This is a genomic window from Desulfovibrio sp. (assembly GCA_016208105.1).
Taxonomy (GTDB): domain Bacteria; phylum Desulfobacterota; class Desulfovibrionia; order Desulfovibrionales; family Desulfovibrionaceae; genus Fundidesulfovibrio.
In genome coordinates, this window is the sequence record JACQYS010000009.1 from 200,318 (window position 1) to 222,804 (window position 22,487).

Here is a 22,487-nt window from a genome sequence, read left to right on the forward strand (position 1 = left end):
AAGACGAAGGCCGCCGGGTGTCCAACCGGCGGCCTTCTTTAGGAGGATCCCCCGAGAGGGGATGAGCGCCTTATTCCTGAACCACTTCCAGAACGGGATCGCCGTACTGGTCGGGCACGGTCTTCTCAACTTTCAGAAGCTTGGCCACGCGCCTGAAAGCGCCCACCATGACCACGAGCATCAAGCTGATGACGATGATGGCCAGGGTGGAGAGCAGATAGAGCTTCTTGGGCAGGAAGTTGTTCATGATGGAGAGGTATCCGGCCCACATGGTCATGCCCGCCAGGGCGATACCAGGAACGCCGGTCACCCAGGCGTACTTGGCCTTTCCGATGCGGATGATCATGACGGTTCCGATTATAAGCCCCACCGAGGCCAACAGCTGGTTGGACATGCCGAACAGCGGCCAGATGGTGGAGATGTCGCCGGTGTAGACCAGATATCCCCAGGAACCGGTGAACAGGAACGACGTGATGATGACGCCAGGCCACCAGCGCTTGTCGTTGAACCTGGGCGCGATGTTGCCGATCATCTCCTGCAGGAAGAAGCGGCCCACGCGGGTTCCGGCGTCGATGGCGGTGAGAATGAACACGGCCTCGAACATGATGGCGAAGTGGTACCAGTAGGCCACCAGCTTTTCCATGATGGGGATGGAGGCGAATATCTGGGCCATGCCCACGGCCAGCGACACCGCGCCGCCGGGACGACCCTGGAGCTTCTCGCCAACGGCCACGGAGATGTCGTTTAAGTGCACGGTGGCCATGCCCAGCTTCTCGAACACCGCCGGGGCGGAGTTGATGGCGAAGTAGTCGGCCGGGACCATGGTGCAGGCCGCGATAAGCGCCATGATGGCCACGAAGCCCTCAGTGAGCATGGCCCCGTAACCCACAAACAGCATGTTGCGCTCGGAATCGAGCATCTTTGGCGTGGTGCCTGTGGAAATGATGGCATGGAAGCCGGAGATCGCTCCACAAGCGATGGTGATGAACAGGAAGGGGAACACCGGCCCTGGAATGATGGGGCCGCCGCCGCTGACGAACTTGGTCACGGCCTCCATCTGCAGGTCCGGGCGGACCCAGAAGATGCCGATGGCCAGCATGGCGATGGTGCCGATCTTCAAATAGGTGGACAGATAGTCGCGGGGGCACAGGAGCAGCCACACCGGCAGGATGGACGCGGCCACGCCGTAGATGGGCACGGCCAGGGACAGGGCCGGCTTGGACAAGGTGAATATCTTGGCCAGGGTTTCCTGCTGTCCCACCCAGTGTCCGCCGATGACTGCCGCGGCCAGAAGGGCCACGCCCATCACCGAGGCTCCCTTCACGTCGCCCGGGCGGATGTACTGCATGTACACGCCCATCAGGATGGCGATGGGGATGGTGGCGAACACGGTGAAGGTGGCCCAGGCGCTGTCGTGCATGGCGTTCACGCAGGCGATGGACAGCCCGGCCAGGGTCAGGATCAGGATGAAGAGCACAGCGAAGGACGCCACGGAGCCAGTGAACTTGTCCACTTCCTGGGTGGCGATGTAGGCCAGACTCTGGCCCTTGTGGCGCACCGAGGCGAACAGAACCACCAGGTCGTGCACGGCGCCGGCCAGCACGCAGCCCACCAGAATCCACAGGGCGCCCGGCAGATACCCGAACTGCGCGGCCAGCACGGGCCCGAGCAGCGGCCCGGCTGCGGCGATGGCCGCGAAATGGTGCCCGAAGAGCAGGTATTTGTTGGTTTCCACATAGTCCACACCGTCAGCCATTTTCATGGCCGGGGTAAGGCGGGTCTCATTCACCCCCAGCACCTTCTTGGCTATGAACAAGCCGTAGAATCGGTAGCCGATGGCGAAGACGCATAGTGCGGCAAACACAAGGGTCAACGCGTTCATACAGTCCTCCTCCGAGATGGTGGCTCCTGTTTGGCAGCGTTTCCATCTCTGGAACAAGACTTGCGGCGCGAAAGGGATGTTCGGGGGGACAAGACGTCGATAAAGAGGATTGAAACGACGGACCGCGACCCGGCCCCGCGAAGCTCTCGGGGGGTCCAGGGGCGAGCCTCGCCCCTGGCCGCCGGAGGCGTTCCTTCCGGTGGCATGAGAGCTACGAAACTTACTCTAGCGAGAGGATACTCAGAGGGCTACTGCTGGGGGATCCTCAGCGTGATGCTCGTTCCTTTCCCGGGCGCGCTGACCACGTTGAGCCCGTAATCCGGCCCGTAGAGCTGCACCAGGCGCTGGTTGGAATTGCGCGCGCCTATGCCGTCCGTGAGAGACTCCAGAGTTCCGGTGGAAATCAGGGTTTTCACCTGTTCCTCGCTCATGCCCGCGCCGTCGTCATGCACCTCCACCAAAAGATGCCCGTTCTCACGCCAGGCAGTCAGACGCACCAGACCACCCTCCTGCTTGGCCAGAATTCCGTGCCGGACGGCGTTTTCCACAAGCGGCTGAATGATAAGAGGCGGGGCCAGGCAGTCCTCGGCTCCGGGCCCGAGGTCGATTTCCGACCTTATGCGGTCCCCGAACCGGGCCTGCTCGATGGCCAGATACGCCCTGGTCTGCTCGACCTCCTCGGAGAGCCGTATGAGCCCCCGGCTGGAATCAAGGTTGCGGCGCATGTAGCTGGAGAGATCCAGCAGGAGCTCCCTGGCCTGGGCCGGAGCGGTGCGGCAGAAGCTGGCGATGGTGTTTAGGGAATTGAACAGAAAGTGCGGGTTGATCTGGGCTTGGAGCCGCCTGATCTCGGCGTGGGCCAGCAGCTGGTTTTTGATGCCTATGTCCTCAAGCTCCAACTGGGTCGAAAAAAGATCCGCAAGACCTTTAGCCAGCTCGAAAAGGGTTTCGTCCAGTGGGAGGCGCCTGGTTCCGTACAGCTTGAGACAGCCCAGGATATCGGTCCCCTTGCGCAAAGGCACGATGATGGCTTCGGACAGGGGGCAGCCTTCCTCCGAGCAGGAGATACTCTCCTTGCCGCGCACGAACAGAGGCACGCCGCTTTCGAAAACGTGCTGGGTAGCGCGGGTGAGAACCTCGCCACCGCTCAGGTGATGGTCCTCAGCTTCCCCCACATGCGCCAGGATGGTCTGGCCCGAGGTAACGGCCACTGCGGCCACCTGGGCCTCCTTCATGATGATGGCGGCCGTGGCCCTGGCCGAGGCTTCGGTCAAGCCGGCCCGCAGATGGCCCACGGTCTGGTTGGCTATGGAGAGTATCTGCCGGGCCAGATCGCGGTCCTGGGCCTGCTTGAAACGCATCTGCAGGTCCAGAGCCTTCACGAAGATGGCCGCTCCAAGAGAGTTGAACACGATCATTGGCAGGGCGATCACCTGCACCAGGGCCACGGCCTCGTACAGAGGCTGCGAGAAAAGCAGCACCAGCCCCATGTGCATGGTTTCGCCAGCCAGACACAGTCCCATGGCCAAACGCCAATCGAGGCTCGTGCCGGGAAAGCGCCTGGCGATAAGTCCCGCCACTGTGCCCTCAAGCAGGGTGGCCAGACCGCAGGGCAATGCGGAGAACCCGCCGATATCGATGAGATACCGGTGAGAACCGGCTATGAGTCCCACGCTGAAACCGACTCCGGGGCCGCCGAACAAACCCGCGGTGATGACAACCATGGCCCGCAGGTTCGCAAACGACTTGAACACCGCGTTGCCCGTATAGGTGCCAAGAACCCCGAACAACCCGAACAATGCCACCAGCACCACCGTGGCCCACAGGGGCCTGTCTCGTCTGGGCCCGATCTTGTCCAGGGAGGTGACGGCCATGATGGCGAACCCCCCGGCCAGCAGAAGCCCGAAGCGTTGGGAGAGGTTCAGGAAAAGCTCAGGAACCTCGGGGTTTAGCATGTAGCTCATATGCCGAGCCTCACTTTGAAATCGCGCACCCGGTTGCGGCTCACGGTCACCTCCGTCCGGGCCGGATCGTTCAGGGTCACGGTGTATTTTCCGCCGAACCAAGGCGCGAACTCAGCTATCCGCTCGAGGTTGATGAGCTGCGAACGGTTCACCTGAAAGAAAGGAAGCCCGTCCAGACGCTCGCAGGCCTTGGCCAGGGTGGGCAATCCGTGGCACGTGAGGCTCCCCAAGTCAGTAAGCGCCACCACCCGTTTTTCCTCCGCTTCGATGAGCAGCACCTTTGTTGTGGGGACGAGGCTGATTCGCCCCCCCTGCTCCACCGCAAGTCTGGCCAGAGGTTTGGAGCGGCCAACCGAGGTAAGAAGCCGTTCGATGGTATCGTTTAGAGGCGGGGCTGCGGATTCAGCCATCTGTCTGCGGACCCTGTCCAGGCTCTTGGCCAGTCTGGCCGGGGACACGGGTTTGAGAAGATAGTCCGCCGCGTTTTCCTCGAAAGCGCGGATGGCGTGCTGGTCAAAGGCGGTGACAAAAACGAACAGCGGCGGCCGCTCCATGGCTTGCGCCTCGGCCAACACGTGAAACCCGTCCTGGCCCGGCATCTGGATGTCCTGGAAGACCAGGTCAACATTTCCTTGCCGGATACAGGCGAGCGCTTCCTGTGCAGTGGACGCCTGCACGGCGGACACATCCGCGTGTGGTTGCAGGAGATAGGCCAGTTCGTCCCTGGCTGGAGCTTCGTCGTCGACGATGAGCGCACGGATAGGCATGGCTTTATGGCCGATGGCTATCCAGGAAATCGTACGGTGTAAAGGCCATGTCCAAGGGGGACCCTACTCCCCGTTACTTCCTACCCTCGGCGGGTAGAGCCCAAATCAATAGTAGGGGTTCGCGAAAAACCCACCCCCCTCCTGAAGATCATTCTCTGCAATATTAAATGGATACCCGATAAACATATCCAGTTTTGCCCTTTTGGGGCCATTGCATTGCGCCTTTTTATCAATACATTTGTCTCAAATACTTACTTTGGGGGCGCGCCATGCTGCTCACGATAAGAACCATATCCCGGCCGATCATCAGGGCCACCCTCCTGCTCACCGGGATCACCATATTGGCTTGGGGCGGGTATTCACTCGTCAGTGCATATGAAGGCCATCTGACCACTCAGTTTGTTTCCCTGCTCGCCTATTGGTCCGGCGGGCTTCTCGTAGCGGCCACCGGTGTGATGCTGGTGACCCTGGCTGCGCAAAGGCGCTCGCGCGCCGGACGAACCGAGGAGACCCCTTGGGCGGACATTCCGGATGACCTCCCCATGGTGGCCCAGTTCGATGCGTCCGTAAGGGCTTCCCGGGACGGCCAGCTGGCTGAAGACGTTTCCTTGGCTGATATTGGGGACGACCTGCCCATGGTGACACAGTTCGATGCGGCAGTCAGGGTTTCTCATCAGGATGAACTCATGGCTGAGGCCACACCCTGGGCGGACTTCCCTGACGACCTCCCGGCAGTGGCCCAGTTCGATGAGTACTTGAGGACCTACAACCAGAACGCGGCTTCTGCTGACGCCAGCCCCTGGGCAGACTTACCGGACGACCTTCCGGCCGTGGCCCAGTTCGACGAGTACCTGAAGACCTATAGCCAGGAGACCGCTCCCGGCCGCAGTTGGAAGAGGGCATTGCTCCGCTGGATTCAGGAAGTGCCGGATGCCGCCCTGGCCAGGCGCGAATTTCTGCGAAATACCGAGGCACAGGAATCTCTGAGGTTTTACGGAAGCGCAGGACAACTCGCCACAGCGGAAGTGAACGCCCTGGCTGCAAATGGCCACCGCCCGAAATCCGTGGGCGACGAACAAGCCCTTGGCCAGCGTTCGTTCGCTCGCCGCATATACATAAGAAGGTCTTCGGATTCACAGCTCCTTCAGTAGCAAGCCTCACAGGCACATGTGGACACTGGCACAACACGCAATCAAAAAAGCCCCGGGAGTAGATCCCGAGGCTTTTTTCTTGAACAGGCGAGTCTTTTTCGTTGGCTTTTCTGATGGCGAGGACGGCAGGAAAAGATACCTTCCCAAGACTTCAAGGCACGGTCAGTTGAAAAATTTGCTTACGGGAGTCACACTGTTAACTGTCACCGGACTGCCTTTCGGGATTATGAACTCACTTCCGCCTACCACGTCCGTGGCCACGGGATTCCAATCGTAGGTGTACCCCAGACCGGTCCAGGGGTAGGGGCCGCCCTGAATGGCGGGAGAAAAGATAGCGCTTTCCCGGTTCAAAAACCACGTCGTGTAATCGGTGGTGGGACCAAAACCCGGAGCGGGCGCCTCTTTGGGAACAGTGGCAGTGGCGGTCAGCGGCACTGACTGCATGGTAACCGGAAAGGACGTTTCCAGCTCATGGTTGGTAATGGTCGGATCGATTGCCGGCCTGACCAGGTTCGCCGGGCTGACCCAAAGCGACACCACGGAATCGTTCGAGTTTGTTGGCGGCAGCCCGAGGTACTGGGAAAGCGCCAGCTTAGGATTCGTGGCCACGCCATAGGGATCTTCGGCTTTTACATCTCTATAGGCCTGCGGTGCCGGGGTCACCCACAAATCCGCCCCCGCGGAAAGCGTCTGCCCTGTTTGATACGAGGAATAGTATGATGCTTTGGTGAAACTGGTCACCAGGACCTGGCTTTTTCCAGGCTCGCCGCTCCAGAGAAGATTTTTGTTGTCCGCTGTGATGTCCCATATGTCGGGATTGGCTGGCGGATTCTGGATGTGCAGCAGGTTTGCCTGGGCATTCACCACCGCGGTCTGATACTCGAGATTGAGGGGAGCCAGGAGCAGGGCCTGGACGCCGTCCTGGCTGGAGACTGTCTGGGAGAAAACTGGAACGCACGAGAGAATCCCTGCTAGGAGCACGGAGAACATGACCGCGAACATCCTGCGCTTCATAGAATATCCCCTCTTGATGATTTGTATTTTCATATATCTTTCCAGGGGAGATGTTTCAAGCGGATTGAGAACTCATCTCCGTTTTGCTCGTATCGTCGGGTGTGGCATCGGAAACTGGAGTATCCGCCCGTGTTTCGCCATGGCGTCCATCAATTTTCCTGTTGCGCAAAGTAGCCTCGGTAATGTTTAATATCTCAGATAAAGCAGTTTACTCTTTCACTCTCTCTCGGGACGGATCATGCCAATACGCCTCCTGCTGACGCTCTGCTGCCTGGCCGCCCTGCTTCTCTCCGGCTGCATGAAGGTTGGGCCGGATTTCAAAAAACCAGCGGCCGCCAAGCCTGACTCCTGGCTGGAAGCCGAATACGCCCAATCCCGCCCTGACCTGCCTCCGGTCGAAGACTGGTGGAAACTCTTAAACGACCCCGTGCTCGACAACCTGGTGGCGATGTCGCGCCAGCAGAACATCCCCCTGCACGTCGCAGGCGTGCGCATCCTGCAAGCCAGAGCGCAACTGGGCATCGCTGTTGGCAATATCTACCCGCAAACCCAGCAGGCCGTGGGCACGTATACGTATAACCAGGTCAGCCAGAGTAGCCCCTCAGCCCCCCAGCCCGGCAACCAGGCCGGTGTGCAGTGGCTCTACTGGCAGAACAGTGTGGGCCTGCAGGCAGCCTGGGAGCTGGACTTCTGGGGGAAATTCCGCCGGGCCATCGAGTCCGCTGACGCCAGCCTTGCCGCCAGCGTGGCCGACTACGACAACGCCCTGGTGACGCTGGCTTCGGACGTGGCCAGCACCTACGTGTCACTTCGGGTGAGCGAGGAACGCCTGCGCATCGCCAAGGAAAACGCCGTACTGGAAGCCGAGGCCTTGAACATAGCCGACATCCGCTACAAGCTCGGCGCCACAAGCGAACGCGACGTCATGCAGGCCAAGACCCTGCTCGAGTCCACCCTGGCCCGCATCCCGCAGCTCACCAATTCCATACAGAAGTCGCGCCACGCCCTGGCTCTCCTTTTGGGCATGCCCCCCGCGGACCTTGCGGCGTTGCTCGGGGAGAATTCGCGCATTCCGGTATGCCCGGACCAGATCGGCGTGGGAATACCGGCAGAACTTCTCAGAAGACGCCCGGACATCCGCCAGGCCGAGTACCAGGCCATGGCCCAATGCTCCCAGATCGGCGTTGCCAAGGCCGACCTGTTCCCCTCCTTCAGCCTGACAGGCAATGTGGGCTGGCTGTCTTCGAACATGCTGGCCTTTTCCCTTGCCGACCTCCTTACCGCCAAGAGCTTCACGGCTTCTTTTGCCCCGTCCGTCTCCTGGAATATCTTCAACTACGGCCGCATCATAAATAACGTCCGCCTCCAGGACGCCAAGTTCCAGGAAGCGCTGCTCACCTACCGCAATACCGTTCTCAAGGCCCTCAAGGAAGCCGAGGACGGGTTCTCCGACTACCAGCAGTCCCGGGCTCAGGCCGGCTCCCTGGCCAAAGCCGCGGAATCCGCAAAGCGTGGCGCGGAACTGGCCTTCCTGCAGTACCGGGAAGGCAAGACCGACTTCACCACGGTTATCGTGGCCCAGCAGGATCAGCTCAATCAGCAGGATTCCCTGGCCCAGGCCCAGGGCAACATCGTGCTCGGCATGGTGGGCCTGTACAGAGCCCTCGGCGGAGGTTGGCAGGAACGGCCTGACCCTGTGGTTCCAGCAGAGGTCAAGGAAGAGATGACCAAGCGGACGTGGTGGGGCCCGATGATCAAGGAGAACCCCTCCAAGGAGGAGGATCCTTCCAAGGCCAGCCCGAGCCGTTACGTACCGAATATTTTCTAGCAAGAGACCACAAGGATGACCCGCATGCCACAATACGCGAAGCGTTCCCTGATCCTCTTGGCCGCCCTGGCCGCTGCGGCCTGGCTGGCGGCTTGCGACAAGCGCAACGCCTACGTGCCGCCCCCGGCTCCCAAGGTCACGGTGGCCAAACCCGTGCGCAAGAGCGTGGTGGACTACCTGGAGTTCACCGGCAATACCCAAGCCGTTCAGTCCGTCAACCTTGTGGCCCGCGTGGAAGGCTACCTGCAGGCCATCAAGTTCAAGGACGGCCAGCATGTCAAAAAGGATCAGCTGCTCTTCGTCATCGAGCAGGAGCCCTACAAGGCCAAGGTGAAAGAGGCCCAGGCTTCCATTGACGGCTACAAGGCAACCCTGGCCCAGGCGGAAATCGAATACAACCGGTCCAAGAAGCTCTTCGCCGAAAAGGCCGGGCCGGACACCGAAGTGGTGAAGTGGCAGACCACGCGCGACTCCACCATTGCCAGCCTGGAATCGGCCAAGGCCCAGCTCGACATAGCCAAACTGAACCTAAGCTACACGCAGGTCACCGCGCCCTTCGACGGCCGCATGGGCCGCCACCAGGTGGACATTGGCAACCTGGTTGGCGCCGCGGGCCAGCAGACCCAGCTTTCCACCATTATCCAGGATGACCCGCTCTACGCCTATTTCACCATCAACGAACGTGAATTGCTTCGCCTCATCCAATCACATCCGAACAAGAGCGACGACCCCAAGGGCAAAGTCGTGGTCGAATTGGGGCTCTCCAACACAACCGGCTTCTCACACAAGGGAACCCTCGATTACACCGACCTGGGCGTTGATCCCCAGACGGGCACGCTCCTTATGCGCGCAGTGTTTCCCAACCCCAAGCTCGACCTGCTGCCCGGTCTGTTCGTGCGTCTTCGCGCCCCGATGGAATCTCGCGATTCTCTCCTGGTCCCGGAATCCGCCGTGGGTGTGGCCCAAGTGGGCACCTACGTGCTGGTGGTAGGCGAGAAAAACGTCGTGGAGCAGAAACCGGTGACCACAGGTCCGGTCATCGACGGCATGAAGGTCATTGAAAAAGGGCTGGACGGTTCTGAGCGGGTGATTGTGAACGGCATCCAGCGAGCCAGACCCGGCGGGGAAGTGACCCCGGAAGAAGCCGCCCCGGGCAAACCCGCAGCGGCCAAACCCTAGGAAACCACGCCCTCCATGTTCTCAAAATTCTTCATCGAACGCCCAGTCCTTTCCAACGTTCTGGCCATCGTCATGATGCTTTTGGGCGCCGTGTCGCTCTATACGCTCCCCGTGGCCCAGTACCCGGAGATCACGCCGCCCACGGTGCAAGTGTCCGCATCGTTTCCCGGGGCCAGCCCCGAGGTCCTCGCCGAAACCGTGGCCGCTCCCATCGAGCAGCAGGTCAACGGCGTGGAAAAGATGCTCTACATGTCCTCCAAGTCCGCCAGCGACGGGAGTTACACCCTCACGGTCACTTTCGAGGTCGGCACCAACCTCGATATAGCCACCATGCTGGTTCAGAACAGGGTGAACATCGCCCTCCCCAGCCTGCCCCAGCAAGTGCAGAGCCAGGGCCTGACGGTTAAGAAAAAATCCACGGCCATCCTGCTGGTCATCTCCCTGACCTCTCCGGACGGCACATTTGATGATCTGTTCCTCTCCAACTACGCCACGCTTCGCATCAAGGACGCGATCGCCCGATTGAACGGTGTGGGCGACCTCTCCATTGTGGGCGCGGATGACTACGGCATGCGCATCTGGCTGGACCCCGGCAAGCTGAAGTCGTTAAGCCTCTCGGCCCAGGACGTGGTGAACGCCATTTCCCAGCAAAACGTCCAGGTGGCTTCAGGCCAGCTCGGCCAGGCCCCTACCCCGCCGAACCAGCAGTTCCAGCTCACCGTTCAGACCCAGGGGCGGCTGATCACTCCTGAGGAATTTGAAAACATCATCGTCAAGAGTTCCTTCAACCAGACCGGCAAGGTCGTGCGCGTGAAGGACCTGGGTCGGGTGGAGCTCGGAGCCAAGACCTACACCCTTTTCGGCGAGAAGAACGGCCAGCCCGCGGCTTGCATCCCGGTCTATCTGCTGCCCGGGGCCAACGCCCTGAATGTGGCCGAGGCCGTACGGGCTGAGATCGCCAAGCTCTCCAAGGACTTCCCCCCAGGGCTCGTCTACTCCATACCCTTTGACACCACGCTTTTCGTCAAGGCATCCATCCACGATGTGTACAAGACCCTGTTCGAGGCCGGCGTCCTGGTGCTTATCGTCATCATGGTCTTTTTGCAGAACTTCAGGGCCATGCTGGTGCCCGCCACCACCGTTCCGGTGACCATACTGGGCGCCTTTGTGGCCATGTCCGGCCTGGGGTTTTCGGTGAACCTCATCACGCTTTTCGGCATCATTTTATCCATCGGCATCGTGGTGGACGACGCCATCATCATCGTGGAGGGCGCGGCACACCACATGGAGATGGGAAAAACACCTAAAGACGCCGCCATCGCCGCCATGACAGAACTGCTCGGCCCTGTCATCGGCATCACCCTGGTGCTTTCTGCGGTGTTTCTGCCCGTTGCTTTCCTGCCGGGCGTTACTGGGCAGATATACCGGCAATTCGCCCTGGTCATCGCTTCCACGGCGCTTATTTCCGCCATCAACGCCGCAACCCTCAAGCCCACACAGTGCGCCCTCTGGCTCAAGCCTCAAACCGGAGAGAAGAACGCCTTCTTCCGGGGCTTCAACAGCATCTACGAACGTTTTGAGCACGGCTATGAACGCGTGGTGCGCTTCATGGTGAACCACAGCAAGGTGGCCATGCTGGGATACGTAGGACTCATTGTCCTGACACTCTGGCTTTTCACCAGCCTGCCCACTGGTTTCTTGCCCGAGGAAGACCAGGGGTACTGCGTCATGTCCGTTCAACTGCCTCCGGCCGCCTCGCAGGTCAGGGCCAGACAGGTGAACGAGAAGATAAACGCCATGCTCAAAAACGTTCCCGGCGTGGCGGACTGGATCACCTTCGGCGGCATGTCCATCCTCGACAACGCCAACCAGTCCAACATGATCACCACGTTCGTCACCTACAAAGACTGGAGCGAGCGCGGCAAAAATGAGACCCAGGCGGCAATCCTGGGGCACATAAACATGGGGCTCATGCAGATTGAAGAAGCCATAGGCTTCGCCTTCGCTCCCCCGGCCATCCAGGGTCTGGGCCAGGCAGGCGGCTTCGAGATGGTGGTGCAGGATCTTGGAAACCTGGGGCCACAGGCGCTGCAGGATGCCATCCGCAACGTCATCATGGCCGCGCGCAGTCAGTCGGGCGTCGCAGGTCTGAACACGACCTTCTCGGCCTCCACCCCCCAGGTATGGGCTGATGTGAACCGTACCCAGGCCCTTACCTACGGTGTGTCCATCCAGGATGTGTTCTCCACCCTGCAGACGTATCTCGGCTCGGCATACATAAATGATTTTAATATGTTCGGGAGAACATACCAAGTTCGTGCCCAGGCAGATACCTCTTTCCGCCTGACAGCCGACGACATCATGAGGCTGGAGGTGCGCAACCAGCAGGGCAACATGGTGCCGCTTGGGGCGTTGATATCCGCCAAAGACATCGTCGGTCCGGCCATCCTCACCCGCTACAATCTTTTCACAGGCGCGTCCGTGTTCGGCGGCGCCGCCCCGGGATTCAGCTCCGGCGAGGCATTGTCGCTCATGGAGCAGATCTCCAAGGCCAATCTGCCCACTTCCATGGGCATATCCTGGACCAACATGGCTTATCAGGAAAAGAAGGTGGGCAACGAGGCCTACTTCATCTTCGCCCTGGCCGTGCTGCTGGTTTATCTGGTGCTGGCCGCCCAGTACGAAAGCTGGTTCTTGCCCACCTCGGTCATCATGGTCGTGCCCTTGGCCTTGCTCGGTACGGCCATGGCCGTTTTTGTCCGGGGGATGGACAACAACGTCTACACCCAGGTGGGCGTGGTGCTGCTTATTGCCCTGGCCAGCAAGAACGCCATTCTCATCGTGGAATTCGCGCGTGAACTGCGCGAGAAAGGGTATTCCATCGCGGACGCCGCGGTGTCTTCGGCCAAACTACGCTTCCGCCCCATCCTCATGACAAGCTTCGCCTTCATCCTGGGCGTGGTGCCCTTGCTCTCCGCCAACGGAGCAGGCGCAGCCAGCCAACGGGCCGTGGGCACGGCGGTATTCGGCGGCATGCTGGCCTCCACCTTGCTCGCGGTGCTGGTGGTTCCGGTGTTTTACGTGCTCGTGCAGGGACTGATTGAAAAACTCTACCCGCCCGAACACGATTCACTCCATCAGGATGGAAATTCTGACGCGCACTAGCGGGGCCTCGGGGCTGATGTGAATCACCCGGCAATTGAGCCGGGCGCCCTGTTCCATGAGCCTGGCCACATGACCCCCCTCCTGGCCGGACAAAAAACCGGCTGGGCGGTCCTTACGCATGGCCTCCACGCGGCCGCCCACCTCCCGCAGGGTCAGCTCGGTCCCGACTGAGAGCTTGAGGAGCAAAACCGAGTCCACCCCTTCGAGGCCGCAAGTGGTAACGGACACCTCCCCGCCGCGCCCCTGTGCGGTGGGTCCCGATCCGAACATATCCCGTATTTTTTCCCAGATCGTCATAGGCATAGCAAAACCCGCCTTTTGACAGTGCGAACCAGGCATCGCGTTGTCCTTTGAATCTTCTCCGCGAAGCCCTCTTCATCAAACTCTCCTAGCCCAAAAAAAGAAAAGCACCGGCCACTCCCGGCCGCTCGGTACTGGAGCTTAGCATCTCACTTCCAGATCGACAGGCTGCAAGGTGACAAACCACCGGAAAGCATGCCGCAATTGACTTTATGCCGATAATTATCCACATACTCAAGATTATCGAAGTGGTATTCATTTCATCGTTCATACAAAGAAACCCAAGAGACGAGGAGTTACGGCATGAAACGCATTCTGGTTCTTTCTCTCGCAGTGGTGGCCCTTTGCGCGGCCATGGTGTGGGCTTCGGCTCCGAAACCGACTCTCACGCCTGACCAAGCTCTGGAGCGCCTGCAGCGCGGCAACGAGCGTTTCGTTGCCTCCAAGTTCATCCATCCCAACCTCGACCCCTTCCGCCGTACAACCACCGCCAAGGAAGGGCAGAAGCCCTTCGTCACCATACTGGGCTGCGCTGACAGCCGTGTCCCCCTGGAACTGGTATTCGACACTGGTATCGGAGACATCTTCGCCGTTCGCGTAGCGGGCAACGTCACCTATTTCGACCAGGCCGGCACCATCGAGTACGGAGCCGACCACTTGGGTTCGAATCTGCTGGTGGTGCTCGGCCACACCAAATGCGGTGCAGTGAACGCGGTGATCAAGGGCGAAGAGGCCCACGGCAACATCCCGGCCCTGGTCGCCAATATCATTCCTCCCGTGACCAAGACCAAGGCGGACAACCCCGGTTTAAGCGGCGAGGAACTGGCCAACAAGGCCATTGAGGCCAACACCTGGCAGTCCATCGCGGACCTTTTCAAACAAAGCCCCATGATGCGCGATATGGTCAAAGCCAAACAGGTCAAGGTGGTTGGCGCCATTTATGACGTCGAATCCGGCAAGGTGAAGTGGCTGGGCGAGCATCCCGGTCAGAGCGAGCTGCTGGCTCTTACGGGCGGAGCAAAATAACCGGCTTCAGTCGCGGGGGAGGGACGCCTCCCCCGCCTTTTCCACGCCTTCACATCCTCGACTCTTCCCACTCCCTCCTCTCCCAACTCTCCTCTCTTTGCCATCCTGCATTGGCCGAGCACGGTTTCCCGGCTCTTCCGGAGAGAAGACCGGGCATTCCCAATTGAGACACGCAAGAATGAGAAACCGAATATACAAAAAATTGGACCGTAAAAAATTTTATACTTTAGTCAAAAAAACAGCAGAATTTTGTTGCACTCACGTTTAGGCAGCGCTAAAAGGCAGTCATGGCAAATCGGGAAAGGGCTTCCCTGGTACGAAAGCCCGACCCCGTAAAACGTCCGGCAAACTTTTTTAAGAGCAAAAGGAGAAATGGAAATGAAGCGCATTGCTACTCTGGCTCTGCTCGTCTCCATGGTGTTCGGCTGTGTGGCTATCGCCTCCGCCGCCACCGAGGTCAAAATGACCGGTGACGCCCGCATCCATGCTAACTTCTGGAGCAACAACAACTACACCGGTTGGAACCCCAAGGGCACCAACACCTTTGACAACCTGACCATCTGGGAGCGCTTCCGCCTTCGCTCCGACTTCATCGCCAACGAAGGCCTGAAGTTCCGCTTGGGCATCCGCGTGAACAACAAGGCTTGGGGTAACGACACCTTCACCGTGGACAACCCGGCCGTGTCGATCGACGTGTACCAGGCCTTCCTGCAGTTCAAGTGGCCCGGCTCCGACGTTGAGTTCACCGTGGGCCTCCAGGACCTGGATCTGCCCATCTCCGCCCCTGGCATGCTGAACTCCAGCCCCGTGCTTGGTGGCACCCGCGCCGGCGCCTTCGTCGTCGCCATCCCCGTGGTCGACCAGTTCAAGATCGTTGCCGGCTTCGCTCGCCTGCTCGACACCAACAAGGACTTCGACCCCACCACCACCCAGGTGCCTGACGAGTTCGACGGCTACTTCCTGGTGCTGCCCATCACCCTGGACGGCTTCAAAGCCACCCCCTGGGGCATGCTGGCCGTTGCCGGTAAGAACGCCAACTACGCCACCGCGGTTGGTTCCTCCCCCCGCATGTCTAACCAGTCCCTGGCCACCAACCTGGCCTCCGCTGGTTACGCACTGGCCCCCGCCGGCTTCAAGCAGGCTCAGACAGTGTACTGGTGGGTCGGTTCCGCCTTCGCGGTCACCGCTCTTGATCCTTTCAAGTTCTACGCCGACGTGATGTACGGTGAAGGCGCCGCCGGCCAGGGCAGCCGCGCCCGTCGTGGCCTGTTCTTCGACGTTGCCGCCGAATACACCGGCTTTGACATGCTGACCCCCCAGGTGACCTTCTGGTACTCCACCGGTGAGGACAGCTCCATGCGTAACGGCTCCGAGCGTATGCCTTCCGTCGTCCAGTCCTGGGGTCCCTCGACCTCCTTCCTGTTCGACAACGCGGTCTCCCTGAACAAGATCTCCTTCATTCAGGACCTGACCCATCGCCTGACCTTCACCTACGCCAATGGTACCAACAGCGCCCGCGCCCTGCGCCAGGCCAATGCCCTCTGGGGTAATGGCAACTACGTGCAGATGGGTCGCGACCTGACCACCAACGAGTACGTGATGGGCATCAACTTCGACAACCAGTACAACATCTATGAGAACCTGGCCGCCATCGTTGAGACCGGCTGGGCCCATGGCTCGTTCGAGAAGGGTGTCTGGGGCCGTCGCCTCGTGAACCAGTCTCAGAACGGTGATGCTTGGAAGGTCGCTTTCGGCCTGCAGTACAAGTTCTAAAGAAGTTTAGCCGGACTAAGCCATACGGCCGGGACGAAAGTCCCGGCCGTTTTTTTTGTTCTCCTGCCCCCCCGTTACACGCTCAGCCGATACGGCACGCCCCACGCCATAAGATATTTCGATTTTACGCATCAGCTATTCAAATATAGACTGTACTCTGACTGCGGCCGTTTCGTCCCTCTGGGACCGGACACACTGCGGCATTCATCTACGTACTGGCACCGGAGGGACAATGGGCAACGAAAAGGACGCGAGCGGGCGCAGAGTATTCCTGAAAACAATGGCCGGTACGGCAGCGGCCGCTCTTACGGGTGTGGCCGCCAGCGAATGCGGAGCCCAGCCCGGCGCGTTTGGCGGCAAGATACTCAATGTCTGGTCTTGCGGCGGGCTTGCCGAAGCCATGGCGCCCGCCAACGAACTTTACGAGAAAAGGACCGGGGTCAAAATAAGCTACACCGGGGCTTTTGCCGCGGCACTTGGCAAATCTTTACTCGGTAGCGCCCAAACGGATGTATTTGCTGGCCGGGTGCTCGACCTGGCCAAGAAGCTCCGCCAATCCGGCAAGATGGCCTCCTTCAAGCCACTCTGTTTCACCAGCTACGTCATGGTCACTCCGAAGGGAAACCCGGCCGGAATCAAAACCCTCGAAGATATGGCCCGGCCGGGGGTGAAAGTAGTGCTTGCGCCTGAAGCGTCCCCGCCTGGCGGTGCAGCGGCCTTGAATCTCCTAAAGAAAGCCGGGCTCCACGACGCGGTTCTGAAAAACTGCGTGACCTTGGGTTCCTGTGTGCAGCGCACCATGGACGACATTCTGGACAGAAAGGGCGACGTCTCCATCGTTGAGAAGCGCGTCAGCCGCATTCCCGACTTCAAGGACAAAATGGACGTTGTGGAAATACCCGAGACATTCTTTCCTCCGCCGCCACTGACATTCACTGTGGGAGTGATGAAAAGCGCCAAAGACCGGGCCCTTGCCGAGGATTACGTGACCTTTCTCACCTCGCAAGAAGGCCAGGTATTTTTTGAGCGCGGAGGATTCATACCAGCCATTTCAGACAAGGGGCTGGCGCTTATCGAAAAGCTCGGGGTGAAGGATGTCTGATCAAACAGCCTCCGCGATCGACCTTGGAGCGCAGGGTTCGTCTGGCACAGCCTTTAAGCGCCTGACACTTGTTCGCAGGATTTCCCAGCTGGCCATGATTGTCATGATGGGGCAGTGGTCATTTTATGGCATTTTTCGTTGCCCGTTCATTGTCCCCTACGTCAGTTGCCAGAACTGCCCTGTTCTTACCTGCCATGGCCGCCTGCTCACACTCTTCTGGGGGGCCTGGATACTTTTGCCCGTCAGCGCCTTGCTGGTCGGACGCGCCTTCTGCGGCTGGGCATGCCCGGGGGGATTGCTGAATCAGCTTGTCGGAAAAATCGCTCGCTTCAAGGCCAGCAACCGGGGACTCCTCCCGAAGCTGGCCCCATGGGGAGGCTATGCAGGGCTTGCGGTATGCCTGTACGTCTGGCTGATCATGGGCCAGCCCCGGACAAACGTCCCCATCCGGGTGGGAGAATTTTTCGGCGCCGTGGCCCTGACTTTCGAACACGCGGACACGATCTGGCTCATAAGGACGTCCATCGTGCTCGGTCTTTTGGCTGTGGGGCTTGTCGCAGCCAATTTCTGGTGCCGCTTCGCCTGTCCGATGGGTGGCGCACTGGAATTGGTGAAGCGGTTTTCACTTTTCAGGATTTTGAAAACCAACGCGTGCAACGGCTGCGACAAATGCCTGAAGGTCTGCGAGATGGGCACACGCCCGGCCGAAACCGGATGCACCAACTGCGGGGACTGCCTAGGCTCCTGCCCTGAAGATGCCATCACGTTCAGGCGGATGCGCTAGGCCATGCTCGCTGCATCGCTTGCGACTTCCAATCCGTCCGCCGAGGCGATGCACCCCTGCTTCAATGCCCAAGCGAAAGGGTCCTACGGCAGAATCCACCTTCCGGTGGCGTCGTCGTGCAATATACGTTGCGGATACTGCGACCGCCGCCACGACTGCGTGAACGAATCCCGCCCGGGTGTTACGAGCAGGCTCATGACCCCGGCGCAGGCCGTGCTGTACGCCCTGGAATCCTTGGACCGTTTTCCGTTCATCACCGTGGCGGGGATAGCGGGTCCCGGGGATCCGTTCGCCGATCCGGAAACCACCCTGGAGACTTTTTCCCTCTTACGGGAACGCTGTCCCTCCCTCATCGGGTGCGTCTCCACCAACGGCATGAACCTCCTTGAACATGTGGACCGTCTCATTGCCACCGGTGTCGGATTCGTCACGGTGACTGTGAACGCTGTCGATCAGGCGGTTGGCGCGCTCGTCTATGACCATGTCCGCTGGGAAGGGGATTTGCTCACGGGAGAGCACGGGGCCAAAGTGCTGCTCGACCGGCAATTGGCGGCCATCGCTGCCCTGACGAAACAGGGAATCACCGTCAAGGTGAATACCGTGGTCATCCCTGGCCTGAATGACCATCATGTTGACGAAATCGCCAGAACAGTAGCGGCACTTGGGGCGGACCGCATGAACCTCATTGGCCTGATACCGGTGAAAGGGACACGCCTTGGCACCTTACGGGCACCTGACCCGATTTTCTTGGCTCGCCTTCGCGTGGCGGCTGGCCGCCATCTGAAGCAGATGTCTCATTGCGCGCGCTGCCGGTCCGACGCGGTCGGACTGCTTGGGGGCTGCCGAACGGCTTAAGCTCCCTGCACAGGTATTCTCCCCATACAAAAATTTTATGAGCGTCGAGGCGCTTGTTCAGACTTGAGTGTGCCCCTAAAAAAGCAGGGCCGAGGAGCAACGCCCCCGGCCCTTCAGGTAATAATTCGTTCGCCAATAGTAATTACTTGGCAGCGTCCTGCTGAATCGACTTGAGCATCTCTTCCACCTTGGCCAGGCGTTCCTGGTAGGAGGCGTCCAGTTGTCCCTTGAGGGTGCCCACCTTGTGGGAAACCTCGTTCAGAGTGCTGGCGACAATGACCTTGCGGGCCATGTCCTTGGGCGCGTTCATGGCCTCGGTGACCTTGGCCTCCATAGCGGCCATTCGAGCGTCATAGTCGCTCATCTTCAGTGCGTATTTTCCCTCCAAGGAAACATACACCCCGAAGGCAACCACAATGGCCACCAGGGCCAGCATAATACCCGTGGTGGCGGCTGAACGGGCCGGTCCTTGGGGCTCGGTTTTGGTCGCCCCCTGCATTTCTCTGACAGCGTCGATTCTTTTTTCCAATCCAAGCATTGTGACCTCCGATGGCTTAACGCCCCCTGTATTGTGTTATGGCACGAGGCAGCCTTCTGATCAACCCATGAATTTCACCAGCTCGAAAAGTTTGCGCCACTGGGTGGTCACGATGTGGAAGTAGCGGTCCTGAGGGATGAAGATGTAGGGCACGTCCTCGGTCCGCCGGTACAGGAAATGCGAAAGGATCATGCGGTTCACGGCCTGGTGTCCGATGATCATGATGTGGTCCGCGTTGCCCGAGAGGTACAGGGCTTTTTTCACGCCGCGCTCAACGCGCTCCTTCAATGTGGCGTAGCCTTCGCCCTCGGGATAGATGTAGTTGTACTTGTCGCGGGTGCGGGCCGCATGCACCTGGGGCATGTCCCGGGCGATCTCGTCGTAGGTCATGTTTTCGCAGATTCCTGCGTCAATCTCGTCAAATTCCGACAGGGCGATGACCCGGCAATCGGTACGGCCGTCGCAGAGGCGCTGGGCCATCTGCTGGGTGCGCTTTTTCATGCTGGTGAACACGTACGGCAGGGGCGTTTCCTTGAAATGCCAGGCCAGCTCCTGGGCCTGAACCAAGCCCCGGGTCGTGAGGTCCGGGTCGCCGCCGATGCGGTTGTCCAGATTGAAGACCGTCTCGCCGTGGCGAGCCAGATACAGGTTCTGCACCCAGTCAGACACCAGCAGGTCGCGCACGACGCGGTAGTGCGGCAGCACCGCCTGAACCCGCTCCCGCTCGATCTTCTTGTTCAATGTATCGAGCACCACGAAGTTCTCTTCATTGCCAAGGGGCTCGTAAATCCTTTCGTAGTAGCGCCTGCGCTCCCTGAAACTTTCCTCGGCCTTCTCCGGAGAGAGGTGGGCGAAATCCGGCAGGTTCACCTTTCGCGAAATACTGGCCGCGATGAGTTCCGGGTCATCGTTGACGCATTCGATGAAGAAGATCGGATAACCGGGGAAGAACGCTTTTATGGCCTGCCGGCGCTTTCTTGACACGTTGGTGGCGTCCAGCACGGCCACCTCGCCCTTCCCATTGAAAAAATCCGCGGCCCGTTCCAGGTTGATGCGGTTGATCTTCTCCCGGATGGCTACGCCGTCCATGTTCTCGGGCGCGTAGAATTCAGGGCAGGAGGTCTCCTGGGCTCCACACATTTCCCGGCGCACGTCGCCGTTGTTGAAAACCCCGACCTCGACCCCTTCGGACACGAGGCACTTCTTGATCTTGGCGGCCACCGTGGACTTGCCCGATGCGGGCAGCCCCACCATGGCGATAACGAGCTTCAGAGCCTGAGCTGACATAGGTCTACCCCTTTTCGATCTTCGCCTTCATGACCTTGGCCCCGGGAGCCACGTCCGAGGTGACCCACACGTTGGCGCCAATCACCGAGCCCTTGCCCACGGTGATGCGCCCAAGCACCGTGGCGCCTGAATAGATGGTCACATCGTCCTCCACAATGGGATGGCGTGCCAGGCCTTTCATAGGGTTTCCCTGCTCGTCCTTGGGGAAGCTCTTGGCCCCAAGGGTCACGCCCTGGTAGACGCGGACGTTGTCGCCAATGATGCAGGTTTCTCCGATGACCACTCCGGTACCGTGGTCGATGAAGAAACTCTTGCCGATCCGAGCCCCGGGATGGATGTCGATGCCGGTTTCCGAATGGGCCATCTCCGTTATTATGCGCGGGATGATGTCCACGTCGAGCTTGTGCAGTTCATGCGCGATGCGCTGGTGGATGAGCGCCGTGATACTCGGGTAGCAGAATATCGTCTCGCCCGGGCTCTTGGCCGCAGGGTCTCCCTCGTAGGCGGCCTTGACATCCAGGACCAGCTTCTCGCGGATATCCGGTACGGACTTCAAGAAGGCGGTGGCCTTCTCCATGGCCCTGTCTTCGCAGCCGGTGCAGGCCTTGTTCTCCCCCACGCACACGAAGCAGTACCCGCGCTTTATCTGGTCCGCCAGCTTGCGGAAGATGACGTCCAGATGAGTCCCGGTATGATAGGATATGGTGTCGGGCGTCACCTCGGAATCACCGAAATACCCAGGGAACAACACAGCCTTGAGCCGGTTCACCACCTCAGACAGGGATTTCAGCGAGGGCATGGGCGAATCCGTAAGCTTGCGGCAGGCGAATGCCTGGTACGACGAAGGAGCGCACAGCCTGCCCACCACATCCTCGATCACTTCCTTCTCCGGGGTCAGGCTGGCCAGCACATGGCGTTCGTGCATCACTTCGGGTCCTCCATGTCAGTGAAAAGGGCGGTGCTCAAGTAGCGCTCGCCCGTGTCGCACACTATGAAAACGATCATCTTCCCTTTGTTCTCCGGGCGTTTGGCAATCTCAACCGCAGCGTGGCAGATGGCCCCCGAGGAGATGCCGCACAGGATGCCTTCCTCGCGGAGCATGCGCCTGGCCATGGCCAGGGCCTGTTCGTTGGTTACCCTAAAGACCTCGTCGATGAGTTCACGCTTCAGATTGTCCGGAACGAATCCTGCGCCTATGCCCTGGATGGCGTGCGGCCCGGGATCGCCGCCGGAGAGCACCGGGGATGCGTCCGGCTCAACAGCCACGATGGAGACTTCCGGCTTCTTGGCCTTGAGCACCTGGGCCACTCCGGTGAGTGTACCGCCGGTGCCCACCCCGGCCACGAACATGTCCAGGCGGCCATCGGTGTCCCGCCAGATTTCTTCGGCCGTGGTCAGGCGATGGATCTCGGGGTTGGCCGGATTGGAAAACTGCATGGGCATGTAGGCCTTGGGCAGCTCCTTTACCAGCTCGCTGGCCTTTTCGATGGCCCCCTTCATGCCCTTCTTGGCGTCGGTGAGCACGAGTTTTGCCCCGAATCCTTTGAGCAGGGTACGTCGTTCAATGCTCATGGATTCGGGCATGGTCAGCATGAGCTTGTAGCCGCGCACGGCGCACATGAAGGCCAGACCAATGCCCGTGTTGCCGCTGGTGGGCTCAACGATCACGGTGTCCTTGTCCACCAGACCCCGGCGCTCGGCGTCCAGGATCATGTTGAACCCGATGCGGTCCTTCACGGAAAAACACGGGTTGGCCGACTCCAGCTTGGCCACCAGCTGCACGTCAAGCCCCGCCCCGATTCGGTTCAAACGCACCAGCGGGGTGTCCCCCACCAGTTCGATCATGCTCGATGCGATTTTCATATGTTCCCT

At 60.0% G+C, this 22,487-nt stretch carries 18 protein-coding genes; 9 read left to right on the forward strand and 9 right to left on the reverse strand.

Annotated elements, in window-relative coordinates:
• Positions 1 to 70: 70 nt before the first annotated feature.
• The 3 genes from HY795_05050 to HY795_05060 all read right to left on the reverse strand — a co-directional run bounded on the left by HY795_05050 (position 71) and on the right by HY795_05060 (position 4,613).
• Positions 71 to 1,882, reverse strand: a complete 1,812-nt coding sequence (locus HY795_05050) for a carbon starvation protein A (GenBank protein MBI4804584.1) — start codon at positions 1,880 to 1,882, stop codon at positions 71 to 73.
• Positions 1,883 to 2,130: 248 nt separating this feature from the next.
• Positions 2,131 to 3,846 (reverse strand): histidine kinase, encoded by a 1,716-nt coding sequence (locus HY795_05055; protein ID MBI4804585.1) that lies wholly within the window; start codon positions 3,844 to 3,846, stop codon positions 2,131 to 2,133.
• Positions 3,843 to 4,613 carry a response regulator transcription factor gene (locus HY795_05060; protein MBI4804586.1) on the reverse strand — a complete coding sequence of 257 codons (771 nt, stop codon included), beginning with the start codon at positions 4,611 to 4,613 and terminating at the stop codon, positions 3,843 to 3,845. The genes HY795_05055 and HY795_05060 overlap by 4 nt, the downstream gene beginning before the upstream one ends.
• Before the next feature lie 269 nt (positions 4,614 to 4,882).
• On the opposite strand from HY795_05060, the gene HY795_05065 reads away from it, so the two are divergent.
• Entirely contained in the window at positions 4,883 to 5,764 is an 882-nt protein-coding gene (locus HY795_05065) for a hypothetical protein (protein MBI4804587.1), read from the forward strand.
• Between the two features lie 162 nt (positions 5,765 to 5,926).
• Here HY795_05065 and HY795_05070 read toward each other — a convergent pair whose 3' ends face one another.
• Positions 5,927 to 6,778: a hypothetical protein gene (locus tag HY795_05070; GenBank protein ID MBI4804588.1), complete on the reverse strand. Its 852-nt coding sequence runs from the start codon at positions 6,776 to 6,778 to the stop codon at positions 5,927 to 5,929.
• A 238-nt stretch (positions 6,779 to 7,016) separates the two neighbouring features.
• Here HY795_05070 and HY795_05075 point away from each other — a divergent pair, with 238 nt between their 5' ends.
• From HY795_05075 to HY795_05085, 3 genes are read left to right on the forward strand one after another with little or no spacing between them, the layout of a single operon-like run.
• The gene (locus HY795_05075) at positions 7,017 to 8,606 is read left to right on the forward strand and encodes an efflux transporter outer membrane subunit (protein ID MBI4804589.1); all 1,590 of its coding nucleotides are present in this window, start codon (positions 7,017 to 7,019) and stop codon (positions 8,604 to 8,606) included.
• Positions 8,607 to 8,630: 24 nt separating this feature from the next.
• On the forward strand, positions 8,631 to 9,785 hold the full coding sequence (locus HY795_05080) for an efflux RND transporter periplasmic adaptor subunit (protein ID MBI4804590.1): 1,155 nt from the start codon (positions 8,631 to 8,633) through the stop codon (positions 9,783 to 9,785).
• Between the two features lie 15 nt (positions 9,786 to 9,800).
• Entirely contained in the window at positions 9,801 to 12,950 is a 3,150-nt protein-coding gene (locus tag HY795_05085) for a multidrug efflux RND transporter permease subunit (GenBank protein MBI4804591.1), read from the forward strand.
• Here the strand turns inward: HY795_05085 and HY795_05090 are convergent.
• A complete protein-coding gene (locus tag HY795_05090; protein MBI4804592.1) occupies positions 12,915 to 13,253 on the reverse strand; it encodes a hypothetical protein in 339 nt (112 codons plus the stop codon). The genes HY795_05085 and HY795_05090 overlap by 36 nt on opposite strands.
• Before the next feature lie 300 nt (positions 13,254 to 13,553).
• Here HY795_05090 and HY795_05095 point away from each other — a divergent pair, with 300 nt between their 5' ends.
• The 5 genes from HY795_05095 to HY795_05115 all read left to right on the forward strand — a co-directional run bounded on the left by HY795_05095 (position 13,554) and on the right by HY795_05115 (position 18,790).
• Positions 13,554 to 14,276, forward strand: a complete 723-nt coding sequence (locus HY795_05095; protein ID MBI4804593.1) for a carbonic anhydrase — start codon at positions 13,554 to 13,556, stop codon at positions 14,274 to 14,276.
• A 378-nt stretch (positions 14,277 to 14,654) separates the two neighbouring features.
• Positions 14,655 to 16,049, forward strand: coding sequence for an outer membrane homotrimeric porin (locus HY795_05100; protein MBI4804594.1), 1,395 nt, complete (start codon positions 14,655 to 14,657; stop codon positions 16,047 to 16,049).
• A gap of 232 nt (positions 16,050 to 16,281) precedes the next feature.
• Positions 16,282 to 17,151, forward strand: coding sequence for a substrate-binding domain-containing protein (locus tag HY795_05105; protein ID MBI4804595.1), 870 nt, complete (start codon positions 16,282 to 16,284; stop codon positions 17,149 to 17,151).
• Complete coding sequence (locus HY795_05110) at positions 17,144 to 17,935, forward strand: 4Fe-4S binding protein (GenBank protein ID MBI4804596.1); 792 nt, start codon at positions 17,144 to 17,146, stop codon at positions 17,933 to 17,935. The genes HY795_05105 and HY795_05110 overlap by 8 nt, the downstream gene beginning before the upstream one ends.
• Before the next feature lie 3 nt (positions 17,936 to 17,938).
• A complete protein-coding gene (locus tag HY795_05115; protein ID MBI4804597.1) occupies positions 17,939 to 18,790 on the forward strand; it encodes a radical SAM protein in 852 nt (283 codons plus the stop codon).
• A gap of 142 nt (positions 18,791 to 18,932) precedes the next feature.
• On the opposite strand, the gene HY795_05120 is transcribed toward HY795_05115, so the two are convergent.
• The 4 genes from HY795_05120 to cysK are packed head-to-tail and all read right to left on the reverse strand — an operon-like array spanning position 18,933 to position 22,478.
• On the reverse strand, positions 18,933 to 19,328 hold the full coding sequence (locus HY795_05120; GenBank protein ID MBI4804598.1) for a hypothetical protein: 396 nt from the start codon (positions 19,326 to 19,328) through the stop codon (positions 18,933 to 18,935).
• Positions 19,329 to 19,388: 60 nt separating this feature from the next.
• On the reverse strand, positions 19,389 to 20,615 hold the full coding sequence (locus tag HY795_05125) for a histidine phosphatase family protein (protein ID MBI4804599.1): 1,227 nt from the start codon (positions 20,613 to 20,615) through the stop codon (positions 19,389 to 19,391).
• A gap of 4 nt (positions 20,616 to 20,619) precedes the next feature.
• Positions 20,620 to 21,540 carry a serine acetyltransferase gene (locus HY795_05130; protein MBI4804600.1) on the reverse strand — a complete coding sequence of 307 codons (921 nt, stop codon included), beginning with the start codon at positions 21,538 to 21,540 and terminating at the stop codon, positions 20,620 to 20,622.
• Positions 21,540 to 22,478 (reverse strand): cysteine synthase A, encoded by a 939-nt coding sequence (gene cysK, locus HY795_05135; protein MBI4804601.1) that lies wholly within the window; start codon positions 22,476 to 22,478, stop codon positions 21,540 to 21,542. Before cysK ends, HY795_05130 begins: the two co-directional genes overlap by 1 nt.
• Positions 22,479 to 22,487 lie beyond the last annotated feature (9 nt).